Origin of the sequence: Streptomyces phytophilus, assembly GCF_013870535.1 — a bacterium.
Taxonomy (GTDB): domain Bacteria; phylum Actinomycetota; class Actinomycetes; order Streptomycetales; family Streptomycetaceae; genus Streptomyces; species Streptomyces phytophilus.
On sequence record NZ_JACBXC010000059.1, the window covers coordinates 1 to 13,795 of the forward strand.

The following is a 13,795-nucleotide window of genomic DNA, read 5'->3' on the forward strand; positions in this document are numbered from 1 at the left end:
AAGGGTGTTGCAGAAGGCTGTGTCATGGCAGGTCGGGGCCTGTCTTCGCCCTTGTGCTCATGCGGTGTGGGCGAGGTTATGCATGTGCGCAACGGCCTGGACGGCGTGGTGGAGCCCGTCGTGGCGTTGCCGGCAATCACGGAGGATCTTGTAGTTCTTCATCCGGGCGAAGGTGTGCTCGACGCGGGCGCGTACTCGGCGATGCTCGGCGTTGTCCTCCTCCTCGCCCGGCAGCAGGGCCCGCCCGGGGCGTCTGCGGTGCGGCACGATCGGGCCGGCGTTGATGTAGGCGCCGTCGCCCAGCACTGTCACCCCGCGGCAGTACTGGGCCAGTCCTGAGTTCCGCCAGGCTCGTGCGTCCGCCGTGGTGCCCGGCACCGGCCGGGCCGCGGCCACCACCAGGCGGGTGTCGGCATCGATGATGACCTGCACGTTTGCCGAGAAGCGGTAGTTGCGCGAGGACGCCCCGACCGTGCGGTCGCGCACCGGGACCAGCGTGCCGTCCACGATCCACAGCCGCTCCACGGCGGCGGCCGGCGCGGCGGCCGGCTCGATCGCCAGCAGCGGCCGCAGCCGCTGAATGACCCGGCACACGGTGGCCGGCGAGCAGCCGAACAACGGCGCCAGCTGCCGCATGGTCAGATTCGTGCGGTAGTACACCGCAACCAATAGCACCCGCTCGGCCAGCGGCAAACACCACGGCCGGCCCAGGTGAGCGCCATCTCCACCACGCTCACGCACCGCCTTCAGCAACCGCCCGAACGCCGCCATCCGCAGCCCGGTGAACGTCTCCACCCACAACGGCTCAGCACGTAACACCCCAGCCATACCCATCAAATGCCCAGCTCACGACCTTCTGCAACACGCTTTAGACACGGTGCGGGGGAAGTCCCGCCACAGGGTGCTCATGTAGGAATGTGAGGAATTCGAACGGCAAGACCAAGTCGCTGATGCCATCGCCGCATTCCTGGAGAGCAACCCGAAGATGGTGTTCTCCGACATGGAAGAGTTCGGGAAGGGCCGGTGCCACAGTGACGCGCGCAGCGCCAGGTGCACGGCCCGCGGAGACTGCCGTTGGCACCATATCGAGTCCGTGAAGGACTGGGTGAGCAAGCGAGTGGACAACTTGGCGGTTGGCCAGTCGATGGAAATCACCGGTGGTGCTGCGAAGTGGGTATCCATCACGGTCGAAGCCATCGACTACCCGGCCGAGTACCGGACCTGCACGAGTTCGTCCGCCGGCCTTCGTACGACGGCTACGCGGGGATGTGTGCGTGCGGCTTCGAGACCCCTGAGCCGTCGTACCCCTCGCTGGGCCTGCTGATCGAGGCGGTCCGCGAGCACCTGGAGCGCGACGTCTTCCCGGCGCCGGACGAGACCGCGCTGCGTAAGGCGGCCGACTCCTTCCAGATCGGCACGTTGCTCGGCTACCACCGGCTGATCGAAACGACGCCGGAGCACGGCACTCAGCACGTCGGCTGGCTTATCGCCGGGGCGCGGGGCTCGGTCCGTATCCGGGGTGACGAGGCGTTCGGCGAGCCCCTCGGGCAGTGGATCCCCCTCACCCACGACTCACACGAACGCTGAAACCTGGAGTGGCTCGACCAGACGCTGAACGCCACTCACATGCGCCCTGGTGGGCGAGAAACGGCCCGGGATTCGACGATCGGACACCCGTCGCCGCCGTATTCATACGAAAGGCGCGGGAGGTGCACGGTGACTGCTGTGCGGCTTCAACACATATGCCACGACAGTGCGATGAGTTCACTGACCACCCTCGCATGAGCATCCCTTGGAAGGAGTAATTCGGCATGTCTAAAGAGACCTTGGAATGGCTGAACCAGAACACGCTCATCGGATACACCGAGAAGCGCGGTACGGCCTGGCACTTCCGCCGTGGACACCAGGGCACCGAGTCCAACCACTACACCGGAGCCGTGCCGGTAGAGGACGTCCAGCGCCGGCTGTTCGACTGGGAGGCGGTGCCCAGTGAGGTCTACGTCAAGAGCCCGCTGACCGGCCGGCTGGAGATCGACCCGGACAAGGTCGCGTTCTGCCGCAGCGACACGGGGCGCAGGCTGGGGTACTTCAGCCCCGGCTACGAGCCGCACCCCTACGCGGAGTGGCTGCTGCACAAGGTCAGCCTGCTGCTCGACAGCGAACTGTCCATCGGCTCCGCCGGGCTGCTGCGCGGCGGCGCTGTGGCGTGGGTGTCCGTGGAGGTTCCGGAGAACATCGTCACCCCTGAGGGGGTCACGTTCCGCCCGCACCTGCTGGCCGCCACGTCGTTCGACGGATCCCTGTCCACGACGTACAAGCGGGCCATCACCAACGTCGTGTGCGACAACACCATGTCGGCGGCGCTGGCCGAAGCGGGAGAGGAACTCCGGTTCAAGCACTCGCGGAAATCGGCGGGCCGGCTCTTGCAGGCACGAGACGCCCTCGGGCTGGTCTACCGGCTAGCCGACGAGTTCACCCACGGTGTGGCGCACCTGTGCCGCATCGAGGTCTCCGACCGCCAGTGGCAGCAGTTCCTCGACGCACACGCCGAGCTTCCCGAGCAGAAGGGCCGTGGGCGCACGCTGGCGGAGAAGAAGCGGGAGGCGCTGACACGGCTCTGGACGAACGACGAGCGAGTCGCCCCCTGGCACGGCACCGCGTACGGTGTGATCCAGGCCGTGAACACCTACACCCACCACGAGCAGACCGTGCGCGGCGCCACCCGCCCGGAGCGCAACGCGCTGCGTGCCGTGACCGGTGGCGTCGACGAGTTGGACCTGGGGACCGTGAACACGCTGACCGCGGTGCTGGACCGCACCGACCTGGCCCGAGCCGCTTGACTGGTATCCCGGCCGGACGCCAGCCCCCCGCACCCGAGGGCCGGCGGCTCCAGCCACCGCCCAGGACACAGCCATCTTCATGCGCCGACGTGGCGCTGACACGGCCTGCCCGGCTCCCCATTCGGCCTGGCGCGGCCACCTGAGCAGGGCGGGCCACGCAGCCGCCGCTCTGGCAGCCGTCGCCTGGCAGCGGCGAGCTGCTTGGTACGCCCCCGCGACGCACGTCCGTTTCGACGACGCTGCGCAACCGCCGCAGCCCTCGCCGCACCCTCGCGGACATGACAGACCTGCACGGCATCGGTCTGGGCTTCCAGGGCACGTAGCTCAGCGGTAGAGCACGCACCTCAATGCGCCCCATGCCGCCGGTTCGAGTCCGGCCGGGTCCACCACCGGGCAGCCGCCGCCCGGGAGTCAGCAGGAACGGACGAGCCCAGGAGTCGGCACGCATGTGGGTCTACGAGGCCACCTACGTACTCGGCATGGACATCGAAGCCTGGCAGCCGGTCGTCAACCACCCGGTCACCGCGGCCACTTTCACCTTCCACAACCGCGAGTACCGGCTGAAATTCGACATGGCGGGCTACCGGATGTTCGCGGAGAAGCTGGAGAACCGGGGCCGGCCCGAGCCGAAGCTGATCAACCCTGAGCACAGCGCGAACTACCAGCAGGTCGTCTTCCACGTCCACGAGCTGATCAACAAGTACGAGAACACGTACTTCGCCACCTACACCCCCGGCCGCGAGGACGTCATCCTCCGCGCCCCCGAAGGCGCGATCGCCGCAGTGCTGCGCTTCCCAGAGCTGGAGGGCACACGCGAGCGCCGCCTGGCGGTGGTCACCGACGCCGTGTGCGACACGTTCGGCGCCATCGCCGACATCACCTTCCACAACCCCCTCTACGAGTAGGAGCAGACGATGCCGCAGTTCCACTTCGACCCCGTCGACCCCGCGCACGACAATCGCCTGCGCGTGAGCCTGAAGGACACCGGCGAGGCCCTCGGGGTCACCTACCCGACGAAGGCAGCGGGCTGGGTCGCCGAGCACGCCGGCCTCACCGGCACCCAGGGCGCGGTGCACGGCTTCGAGAACAAGTACCTGGCCGCGGAATTCATGTACTGGTTCAAGGCGCCCGAGCAGTCCGACCGCACCAACCCCCAGGACACCTCCCGCCCGCTGAACCCCGAGCTGCTGCCCAAGCACGGCGTGCTGATCTCCCTCGTTCCGCTCGACGACGCAGACTTCCTGGTGGACCTCACTACGCGAGGAGCCGCCTGTGGAATCGGCTACCTCCAGCGGCGCGACGACGGCCAATACGACGTACGAGTGGGGCACAACTCGGTCGGCTCCGCGGACTCGCCCGAGACCGGGATGTGGGCATGCCTCAAGCTCCACACCGGCACCAAGACCTACGAGGGGTATCTCCATGGCTTCACCCCCTACGTGAGCGTCGGGCCGGAGGTGACCGGAACGATCAGCTTCCGAGGAGAGACCGTCGAAGCAGCCTGCGAGGCCATTGACCTGGCAGTCGAAGCACTCGTGGGCGGCGACGAGGAGTTCGAGACCGGCTCCACCAGGTACAAGGTGTCCCTCAAGGCCAAGCAGTAGCAACCTCAGCACACCCATGGCCCAAATGTCGACTAATCGACAGAGAGGAAGCTCATGCAGTTGATCAAAGCGAGAGAAGCGCTGACCCTAGCCGACGCCGACGGCTTCGTGCTCTTCGGCGGCAAGAACGACCGCCAGCACCCGATGCAGACCCCCATCAAGGCGATGCCCGTGCTCCAGCCGCGCGGTGTCGTCGACTGGCAGGACGAGGACGGCAACGTCTTCTTGCGCAACTGGACCGGCACCACCGTCTGGGCCGCCCCCACCACCGATCCGACCGGGCCGGCCGCAGAAAGCCACGAAGTGATCGGGGCGAGGTACCCCGAGGCCGACTGGCGTGAGGCGTACCGCGCGGCCGAGGAGAAGGATTTCGACGTCACTGACTCCCGGGAACAAAGCGGCGAGTTGGCCGGTGTCGTGGCCGAGTTGCGTGAGGACGAGGCCGAGAACGACGAGGGTCTGCTGTGGGCGGCCATCACGGTGGCGAGCAATCTGGTCGAGGGTTTCGACCGGGACTTCCTCTCACACGTCATCACCAGCCGGGACGAGGAGGCCGAGCAAGGGCTCGCCAACCGTGCCCGGGGATATGTCATCGCTCGCTGGCCCGACTTCCCCATCCAGGAAATCTCGGACCTCGATCGGTTCGCTGCTAGGTACGCCCTGCACGAGCACGAGCGGGTAGCCGAGGACGAATTGCAGTTCTTGTTCGTGTTCAACCTGGCTGATCTGACGGCGGCGGGCTAACGCCCCCAACTTCCTTATCTGCTGCTGGCGAGTGCACCGGCGTCGCGGCGGCGGGTGAGAACGAACGACGAAAAGGAGTTTCGATGACGATTCACGCTGTCCCCCTTCGATGTCTAGGCCGCCCCATCGTCGGTGGACTGGTCGTGCCCTGGATCACTGCTGAGCACCAGGGGCGACCGGTTTTCGGAGCTATCGATGCGGCCAAACGTCACTTGGCTCTTGTGCGCGGTCTGTGCCAGGTGTGCGGTCAGCGGCTGGAAACGCGGATCTGCTTGCTCGTCAGGCCCATGGATACGGAAGTGGGATATGCGCCAGAGCCTGCTGTCCATCCAGAATGCCTGCCCTATTCTCGGCAGCACTGCCCCATGCTCAACGGAGCGATGAGCCACTACCGCCGCTCACCCGTGCTGCCCGCGCATCCGGCCGGCCGACAGGACGGCGACTCTGCGGGTGTATGCCCTCAGGCCACGCCAGACGATCACGCGATCCGGGCTGGAGCACCAGCGGACAACTGGGACGCCTGGATGATCACACGCGACAGCTACCGGCTCAAAACCAGCCCGGAGGGGGAACTTCTTGGCTTGGACCTGGATGTGCATGTCCTCAAGAAGCGACCTGTCCGCAGGAACCCGCCCCGGGCCGAGGAGGCCCTCGAACTACTTCGGCACCTCTTGGATTCGCCCACCGACGACGATTCACACGAGCAATGAGAACTGTGATGGACCAGCGGTGGTAGACCCTGCGGCAGGCAGCACCTCAACTCGGTGTGCCGAAGGAGAGTCACGCACCTGATCTCGGCGAGCCGCTGACGCTGTGGCAACAGATCCCGCACGAACTCGGCTTCGACGAACGGCCGATTCCTGAGGGCTGGTGCACGTACTGCGTGTGGCTTGGAGCCGCTGAAGACTCGTATGCGCGAAGCGGCCAAGCGCCCGGGCGCGACAGCAATTCCGTGACGGCACACGTGACGGTGGCCAGTTCCCACGCTCAGAAAGGAGCACTTTCCCATGCCGAAACTTCCCCAATACCGCCCCCCGTCGATCGGCCAAGAGGACGAGTTCGACGGGTACGCCGTCGCGTTGAACCTGGGGACCTGGGCGTACGCCCTGGACGACTCGCCCGGACTCTATGGGCCCGGCTGGTACCCCTTCTACCGGGAGGTGACGCGTCGTGAACCCGACCCACACAACCTCACCGCGCACGTCGGACGGGACGTTCTCACTGGCAAGATCGAGCCCACATCGGTACGGATCTCGCCCGACAAGGAGTTCCGCGCATGGCGCAACGAGACCGTCACGCTCTACCCGTTCCATAACGACGCCCGGGTGAAGGCTCTGACCCGTCTGTACGTCGGACCTGTCACGGTCCGCCGCACCGAGATCGTCACAGACCTGCGCGAGCAGTCCGTCATTCTCCCTGACGGCATCCCGGGCTCGTTGCGGGTGCAGGCCGAGGTCAAGGGGCAGCGCATCCTTGACTTCCTCAACGCGGCCCGCAGCGAGCGTCAGCGCGGCCGACCGGCACCCTACGCCGTCGTCCACCGCGAGATGCGGCCACAGACTGACGACGAGCCCATGCTCGTGATCGGACGCATCAACGGCAGCTCAAGCCGCCGCCAAAGGCGCTTCGCAACCGTCGAGCGCGGCGAGGCCGCCATCAAGAGGTGGGCCGGCCAGGGCTTCACCGTCTTCTGGACGCGGGTGGGGGACAAGCCGCTGTCCAAGCCGTTCCGCCTGGTCGACGGCCGACGCGTCGACATCGAGTGAGATTCGGAGATAAGACTCAGCACATACGCGGCTCGCCGTCCCGGCAGACGCTTCTTTCTTGCCCGTAATCGGAAGGGACGGCAGGCATGCAGCACATTTTCCACGATGGCAAGCCGGTGGCCCAGGGCGAGACCTTCGAGCCCAAGAAGGGCTACACGGTGACCTTCGTGCGCATGGAAGAGGACCGCCTCATCCTGCGGGACAGCAAGGGCGAGTTCTCCAGGCCGATCCGCGACACCCGGCAGGAGACCCGGGAGCCTGCCGTCCCCAGGCTCGGCGAGCGACGTACTGCCCTGAAGGAGATTCCCGACTCGTGCCCTATTGAGGGCGAGACGCTTTACCTCATGACGCACCAGATGTGTGTGCCCGGCGGATGGGAGAGTCTTGCTACCCAGCAACTCCGGGCGCCTCGGCACCTGGCCGGGATCTACGGGCCCGCGGGCCAGATGCTGGAAGACCGGGCAGCGCGCGGGGCCGCGGCCCAGCTCTTCGAGTCCGCGTCCAGCAAGATCGTCAACCACCCTTACGTCCGCCTTCGCAAGCTGGTCGCCACCGTGCACCTCCAAGAGGGCACCGAGGGCGAGCCCGGCGCCTGGGACGACCCGGGGGTGGCCATGGAGATCTGCCAGATCCTGCGCGACTCGAAGACCCTCTGAATCGCCAGCAGGCGCCTGAACGCCCACGCGATACCACGCCGGCGTCGCGCCTGTTCCCGGACGGCATAAGAGCCGGGGCTTTCCTCATCCCGCATGCACCCATGAAAGCGAGCCCCGCCATGACCGACGACGGCCCGAACAAGGGCAACGGCTACAGCGTCCTGCCGGTAACGGACACCAGCACCCCGCACCCGCTCACCCACTACATGATCGCCGTACACCTCGGCATGGAGGAGTTCACCGAGGACAACCTCGCCGAAGCCCTGCGCCGGGTGAAGACGTTCCTCGCACTGTACGAGGAGGCTGGACAGCCGATTCTCACCCGCGAGGACGGCTCGCCCTTGCTGGTCCGAGACATCGAGGAGGCGTTCATCCGTCGCCACTTCGGTCAGAAGATGAGCTTCGGCGCGAAGACACCCGGGGAGTTCGACGAGCACATGCTGAACCTGCGGGCCAGCCTCACCGGTGTGCCCCGGGTCAGTACCGGCGCATCACGTTCCTCGGGCTGGTTCGTCCCCACCGCGACCCGTTCCAGGTCTTCCAGGAGATCAACGGCCGGTACCGCTCCGAGTCGCGGCGAGTGGAGGTCTACGCCGACGGCACCTTGCTGTGGCGAGAGGACGGCCGGCAAGGCGAGGGGACGGCGGAGTTCGAGCACACTGAGACTGAGGATGTTCCCGGCCTCAGCATCGTCCACGAGCGTACGAACCAGCGGGCCGATTCCGTATCCGCCTCCGATTTCGAGGTTCTGTTCGCGCGGGCCACAGGCAACACCTGCGGCTGGGTCGTCGACTGGGCCGAGAGGATCGACGAGGACACGGACCCGGCGCTGTAGTGCGACCAGGGCCGCTCCGGGGACGAGCCCTTCTGCACCTGGCACCTGCGATCTGCCCGCCGAATGTTCCCTGCCCTCTTCCCGGAAGCGTAATCGGGGCGCAACCGAGGTGCCCTGACCGCCGCGCATTGTCCTCGGCCGAGGCACGTTCGCACGCTTCCGGCCCCTTGGGGATGGTGCCCGGACGGGTCACACGGGTCCAGTTCGGCGTGGGAGGTGCGGGGGCCCGGTCGGCCGCGGACGAAGGTGAGTGCGGGCTTGTCCCACCGGCTGCATGCGGCAGACTGCCGGTGAGCTAAGGAGAAGCCGGTGAAGATCGATCTGGACAAGGTCCTGGAGACCGTCTCTGAGCTACGCGATGGCCTCGAAGAGCTGAACGAGGCGGAGCCGGCGGAAGGGCCGAGGAGGAAGGCGAAGCAGGAGCGAGCCGAGATCACGCGCACGCTGCTGTATCTGGCCCACTTGGGCGACCGGGCCCGCGTGGAGATCATGGACGTCTACCACGGCTACAGGCAGCAGGACATGCGCTCGGGGGGTGAGCGAGCGAGTGAATGAGGCCATGCTCACCTTGCTTGAGGACGTCGTTGAGCGACTGCAGCGGGCCATCCGGGCGCGTGACTGTCCTGCCATCGTCATCCTGCAGGGCGAACAGACGCTCACCCTCTCGGACTTCGACTACCTGCGCGATCTGGAGACCGCCGCCGCGTTCGAACACAGGGCTGCCGAGCACGCCCGCCGCATCCAGGCCCTCCGATGGGTCTTTGCCGTCCCCCAGGTATGGCTCCAGACCGCAGACGGGATCTCGGCCCGCGCGGTCTCCAACCACCCGTTGCGCGAGGGCGAGCAGGAGGCCATCACCTTCACCGCCTTCGACGTCGGTGACGGGGTGGACTACGGCTTGGTGCCCTACACCCGCCGGCCGGACAGTACCCCCGTCTTCGACGAGCCGGAGATCTTCACCAGCGAGGTCATGCCGGGAGAGCGGGCGCCGGGCTGGACGCTGCTGCGCATCCTGATGGACCCGGGCGACAACGAACTCCCACCCGGCGGCTGACCTGTCCTCGCCCTGCTGTCCCGCTTCAGCTGGTGGCCGGAAGTGTCAGCTGCCCTTGGCTCTTTCGCCCACTGCGACCCCGCCACCTCGAAGCTGTCGGCCAGCGCTCTAGCCGACAAAGCGGATCAGGGCATTTCTGAATTGCCCCCATCGAACCCGTCCGCTGCAAGTAAGTCGGCTAGTAGATGGCCATCAATTCTACTCGGAATCTCGCGACCGACCGTAACGAACAGCGCATTCAGCGCCTCGCCGACGTGCGTCCCGGACGACCCTGTGATCTGCGTACCTGTCGCCTATAGCAACTGCGCTCCAGGTGAGCAATTCGGTATCCCTGAACGGAACGCAATCGTTTGGATTTGACGTCGTTTTGGTCCTCCATCATTCTACTCCCTGAGTGTTCGTCAGTGGTCGACCCACGTCGGCAATGGAATTGCGCGGTGGTCCATCGCGGAGCAGCGGAACGAAGCGGACAGGGTCGTCGAGAACGGCCGCACCTTCTCGCGGCCATAGGTGCGGGTCTGCCAGGGCAATGCCTAGATAGGCGGTGGTGGGATCAGGTTGGTCCCAGTGGGATCGACGACAACGCCGTCAGGTCGCACGCACCATGCGTGGGGAAGGGGGAACGCATTCGTTGTGGCGTATCCCTCGGCGTAGACCAGGCCGTGATCGCGGTGTGCGCGGGCGATCTTCGCTGCGTTGTAGTAGCAGTCGCGATCTGGCAACTTCTGAACGTCGGCGGGCCGGGGTTTATGAGTGAAGAGACGGCCGTGCGCCAGGAGGAGGTGGTATTGCGTGGGGTGGGCCCAGCCTGCCCCTCCAGCGATGCCGAGGGGCTCTGCAATCTGGCGTATGAACGCAATCAACTTCTGTTCGGCAGGCTCGGGAAGCTGCGTCTGGGCATCGACGTTCCTGGACACGATGGAGCCGACCTCCGTTTCGGGGCGGAGCCGAGCCTAGCGGGCTGTGATCCGTCCAGCCACTGCGCTCCGGCGAACTGGACTCAGTGTCAACTGCGGGTCGGCGCATAGCGGTCGAGCGCGCAGAGATGTCCGTGCCGATGGGGCCGTCGAGGCACAACAGACGGCGCCCAGCCGGTGCTCGTGGTGATGTAAAGGAGGTGATGCTGTGTTCGGCAACTGTGTGCCCGACTTCGGCCGGCACGGCTCCTACCCGCCGCGGCTCGGGTGGCTGCCGAAGGTTCACGTCGCTGTGGGGGCTGATCCGCTGGTCTTCTCCCGCCCTCAGGCACCGGTGGTGCTGGGGGTGGGCAGCTCGATGGTGCGCGCCATGCGGTTTTGGTCCCGGGCTTTCGGCCTGATCCGTATCGGCGACCGCCGTTCCGGAGGCCATCCGGCCGTCGCGACCCGGCGTGCGGCATGGTTGCTCGACGAAGATCGGGGCGCCGATCCCTACCTGGAGGATCCCGGCACGCTGTGGCTGCTGCACTGGTGGCTGCTCAGCGCCCGGCCCTGCCACGTCCCCACCTTCCGCTTGCTGTTCGGCCAGTGGTGGAGGTGGCACTTCCTCCGCAGCGAGCTGCGGTATGCCGTCCGGACAGCGGCAGTGGCCGCGGGCTGGCGCGAGCCTGCCGATTCGCTGATCAACCGCGACATCACGGCACTGATCGCCATGTACGCCGAACCCCGCTATCGGCCAGGAACCCGGATCCCGGAAGAGGGGCTTGAAAACTTCCTCACCAGCCCGTTTCGGCAACTCGGACTGGTCGATGCCGCGCCCGAGCACCGTGACGGTACGGAAGATCCGGCTTCTCGCGGCGGCGAACTGCTGATCCACCGGCACCGCGGCAACGTCGCTCCCCGAGCGATCCTGGCCAGCGCCAGCCTGGAATACGCCCATACCTGGGGCACAACGGGCCCCGGCAGCATTGCCCTGACCCGCCTGCATACCGACCCGCTGGGGCCAGGCCGGCTCATGCTGACTGATCACCGCGCGCTGCACGCCGCCCTGTCCTGGGCTGCCAACGGCCCTCTGGCCAACTACGTCACCTTGAGCGAATCGAGCCTGGACGGCGAACTGCTCTCCTTCGCCGCACCGCCCCGTGCCCTGGCCGACCGGTTGCTCGCCGCCTACTACAACCTCTCGGACGGGCCCGGCGCCCCGCGCTGACGACAAACTCGTCCGTCTCCTGCAGGCCAATCCCCCTGCGATATGCGCGCACCTGCATCGCCGGCAGCAACGCTTCCCGGCTGCAGTACCTCGCGGCGCTCTTGCGATCCAACTGCGCTTGCTTCGGCACGACATCGTGCCCTGCCCACTTTCAACGACACGAAGAGGAAGAACTCCATGTCCAAATACCGCGACTACTGGTCCACGGTCGGCACCGCCGTCATCGTCTACGTGGACGCCGCCATCTACCGCAACGACGCCCGCACCGCGCTGAGGGCCGTGCAGGCTCTTGCCAACCGATGCGGGACGCTGAGCCTGATCGACTTCTCCGCCCTGCTGCTGCTGAACGTCGCGCACAACTGTCCCGACCGCTACCGCATGCCCGACGGCCGCCCCGACGCCTACGCTCTGACGCAGGATCGACCCGTGGACGCACAGCGGATCGCGGACGCCGCGGACCTGGTCGGTCGATTCTTCGAGCGCCCGGTCACGGACGAGTCGATCCGTGCCGCGGAGCAGCAGGCCACCACCATCTCGCAGACGCGTCCGCTCATCCAGGCTGCGCTGGCTGCCGGCCCGCGGCCGTCGCAAGTCAGGGCAGCACTGCGCCCTGCCGCAGGCTCGTTGCATTCCATTTCTGCCGTGATCAGCCTGGCCACGCTGGCACTGGAGAGGACCATCCACCACCCCGATGCGCCTGGTGACCAGCGGGGCATGCCCGGAGGGGCCCTCGCCGGGCCGCTGGCACGCGCGGTGGCCGGGAAACTGGCGCCCCACCGAGTGTTCTGGCTTCTCGACCACTTGCGACAGCGCTCGTCGGCGTCCGGTAATCCCGTCTCAACACAGTTGGGCGTCCACAAGACGCTGACCAGCTTGGACTTGATTGGACTCGGTCCGATGAGACAGAAGGCAGTCGCGGGCTGGAGCAAGCCCCTGAGCTGTGGGCTCTAGGACCCGTGATGGCGTGCGCGTGCAGCATCGCAGGGAAGACACGCTGGAGGTCGCGTGGCTGCCGAGGGCCGGGGGAGGCTCCGCATCGACGCCCAGCTCAATACCGCGAGCAAGGTCGTAACGGCTACGACCGCGTGCGCTGTGCGCCGGGCGCATCACCGCGGCCAAGACGCTCATCGGCCAGACCGAAACCGCCGGCGGCGAGCAGCGCACCACCCTGCCTTACCCCCCGGGGGCTCGCCCACTCCTACCTCTGTAGCGCGGCGGGCGCACCCCTGCCTGCCCACCCTCACCCATTCGGAGGAGAACACCCATGCTCGACCCCGCCCGCCATGCCAAGGACCTGCTCGACGCCCTGATAGCGGTTGCCGGGGACGGCCTGCACGTGCTCACCCTCTCGTCTGCCACAGGGCCGGGTGGGCCGCCGCTGATCATCAGGTTCCTCGTCATCAAACGGGGCGCCATCACCACCCTGGAGAAGGACGCCCTGTCCGGCGCGGTGGCCGTGCTCGCCGGAGCCGTCTACAGCCCCGAGGGCGGCAGCGTGGTGCTGCGTACCGTGACCAGCCCCGTCACCGACACCGTGCGGACCTGGCGCATCGACGCAGGAAAGGCTCTGCCCCTCACCGCCGACGAGACCCGCGCCGCCTACTGCACCGACGCGGCCACCGGCGAGCCTCTGCCGTCGCAGCCCGGCGTGACTTACGCCGACGCACCGCACCTCGACCTCTAACCCACCCCCGTCCCGGACTGGAGGTGCCGGAAGCGCCCCCCGGGCGAGCCGCCGGCCCCGCCGCCCCAACCCAAGGAGGGAACGCCGCGATGAACAACCAGGACAACGTGCCGACCGTCGAACCCGACGACGGCAGCGAGTTCGTCATGCCCGAGGGCGGCATGTGGGTACAGGCCCGCCTGCTCGTCCCCGGCATCCGCATCCTCGAAGCCGGGCCGCTCGGCCCCTGGCGCCCCGCCTCCACCGCTCACACTCGCGAGCCCGAAGGCAACAGGCCGGGCGTCACCCAGCTCATCCTCACCGGTCCCGGCGCCCCGGAGCAACTACACGGCGCGCCGCCGCTGGATCGCCGCCTACCGGCACATCGCCACCCTGGCAGACAAGGAGAACCGCACGTGACCAGCCCACCCACCGCACCTACCGCGCCGCCCTGGAGCGGCAGACCGCCCGCGCCCGCCCGGGGTCCGCGGCCGGTTCACCGGGCC

At 67.3% G+C, this 13,795-nt stretch carries 16 protein-coding genes and 1 pseudogene; 15 read left to right on the plus strand and 2 right to left on the minus strand.

Translation table 11 applies throughout. The features are described 5' to 3' along the window. Positions 1-57: 57 nt before the first annotated feature. Positions 58-828, minus strand: a complete 771-nt coding sequence (locus H5J30_RS06125) for a transposase family protein (RefSeq protein ID WP_181786134.1) — start codon at positions 826-828, stop codon at positions 58-60. 342 nt (positions 829-1,170) lie between these two features. Between H5J30_RS06125 and H5J30_RS06130 the strand changes: the two genes are divergently transcribed. From H5J30_RS06130 to H5J30_RS06180, 11 genes are all read left to right on the plus strand, one after another. After that, positions 1,171-1,587 carry a hypothetical protein gene (locus tag H5J30_RS06130; RefSeq protein ID WP_181786135.1) on the plus strand — a complete coding sequence of 139 codons (417 nt, stop codon included), beginning with the start codon at positions 1,171-1,173 and terminating at the stop codon, positions 1,585-1,587. A 224-nt stretch (positions 1,588-1,811) separates the two neighbouring features. Continuing rightward, positions 1,812-2,840 (plus strand): DUF932 domain-containing protein, encoded by a 1,029-nt coding sequence (locus H5J30_RS06135; RefSeq protein ID WP_181786136.1) that lies wholly within the window; start codon positions 1,812-1,814, stop codon positions 2,838-2,840. A gap of 446 nt (positions 2,841-3,286) precedes the next feature. Continuing rightward, on the plus strand, positions 3,287-3,745 hold the full coding sequence (locus H5J30_RS06140) for a hypothetical protein (protein WP_181786137.1): 459 nt from the start codon (positions 3,287-3,289) through the stop codon (positions 3,743-3,745). Between the two features lie 9 nt (positions 3,746-3,754). Then, entirely contained in the window at positions 3,755-4,444 is a 690-nt protein-coding gene (locus H5J30_RS06145; protein ID WP_181786138.1) for a hypothetical protein, read from the plus strand. 54 nt (positions 4,445-4,498) lie between these two features. After that, on the plus strand, positions 4,499-5,188 hold the full coding sequence (locus H5J30_RS06150; RefSeq protein WP_181786139.1) for a hypothetical protein: 690 nt from the start codon (positions 4,499-4,501) through the stop codon (positions 5,186-5,188). A 365-nt stretch (positions 5,189-5,553) separates the two neighbouring features. Continuing rightward, the gene (locus H5J30_RS06155) at positions 5,554-5,898 is read left to right on the plus strand and encodes a hypothetical protein (RefSeq protein ID WP_181786140.1); all 345 of its coding nucleotides are present in this window, start codon (positions 5,554-5,556) and stop codon (positions 5,896-5,898) included. Between the two features lie 297 nt (positions 5,899-6,195). Then, complete coding sequence (locus tag H5J30_RS06160; RefSeq protein ID WP_181786141.1) at positions 6,196-6,954, plus strand: hypothetical protein; 759 nt, start codon at positions 6,196-6,198, stop codon at positions 6,952-6,954. Between the two features lie 86 nt (positions 6,955-7,040). Then, a complete protein-coding gene (locus tag H5J30_RS06165) occupies positions 7,041-7,610 on the plus strand; it encodes a hypothetical protein (protein ID WP_181786142.1) in 570 nt (189 codons plus the stop codon). Positions 7,611-8,190: 580 nt separating this feature from the next. Next, complete coding sequence (locus tag H5J30_RS06170) at positions 8,191-8,445, plus strand: hypothetical protein (protein ID WP_181786143.1); 255 nt, start codon at positions 8,191-8,193, stop codon at positions 8,443-8,445. A gap of 309 nt (positions 8,446-8,754) precedes the next feature. After that, positions 8,755-9,000, plus strand: a complete 246-nt coding sequence (locus H5J30_RS06175) for a hypothetical protein (protein ID WP_181786144.1) — start codon at positions 8,755-8,757, stop codon at positions 8,998-9,000. Continuing rightward, entirely contained in the window at positions 8,981-9,499 is a 519-nt protein-coding gene (locus H5J30_RS06180; protein WP_220188585.1) for a hypothetical protein, read from the plus strand. Before H5J30_RS06175 ends, H5J30_RS06180 begins: the two co-directional genes overlap by 20 nt. Positions 9,500-10,032: 533 nt before the next feature. Here the strand turns inward: H5J30_RS06180 and H5J30_RS06185 are convergent. After that, positions 10,033-10,416, minus strand: a complete 384-nt coding sequence (locus tag H5J30_RS06185; RefSeq protein WP_181786145.1) for a hypothetical protein — start codon at positions 10,414-10,416, stop codon at positions 10,033-10,035. A 208-nt stretch (positions 10,417-10,624) separates the two neighbouring features. Here H5J30_RS06185 and H5J30_RS06190 point away from each other — a divergent pair, with 208 nt between their 5' ends. From H5J30_RS06190 to H5J30_RS06205, 4 genes and pseudogenes are all read left to right on the plus strand, one after another. After that, positions 10,625-11,626 carry a DUF4007 family protein gene (locus H5J30_RS06190; protein ID WP_181786146.1) on the plus strand — a complete coding sequence of 334 codons (1,002 nt, stop codon included), beginning with the start codon at positions 10,625-10,627 and terminating at the stop codon, positions 11,624-11,626. 177 nt (positions 11,627-11,803) lie between these two features. Then, the gene (locus H5J30_RS06195; protein ID WP_181786147.1) at positions 11,804-12,577 is read left to right on the plus strand and encodes a hypothetical protein; all 774 of its coding nucleotides are present in this window, start codon (positions 11,804-11,806) and stop codon (positions 12,575-12,577) included. A 313-nt stretch (positions 12,578-12,890) separates the two neighbouring features. Continuing rightward, positions 12,891-13,310, plus strand: coding sequence for a hypothetical protein (locus H5J30_RS06200; RefSeq protein WP_181786148.1), 420 nt, complete (start codon positions 12,891-12,893; stop codon positions 13,308-13,310). Positions 13,311-13,399: 89 nt separating this feature from the next. Then, a pseudogene (locus H5J30_RS06205) lies at positions 13,400-13,795 on the plus strand (hypothetical protein); the annotation flags it as partial.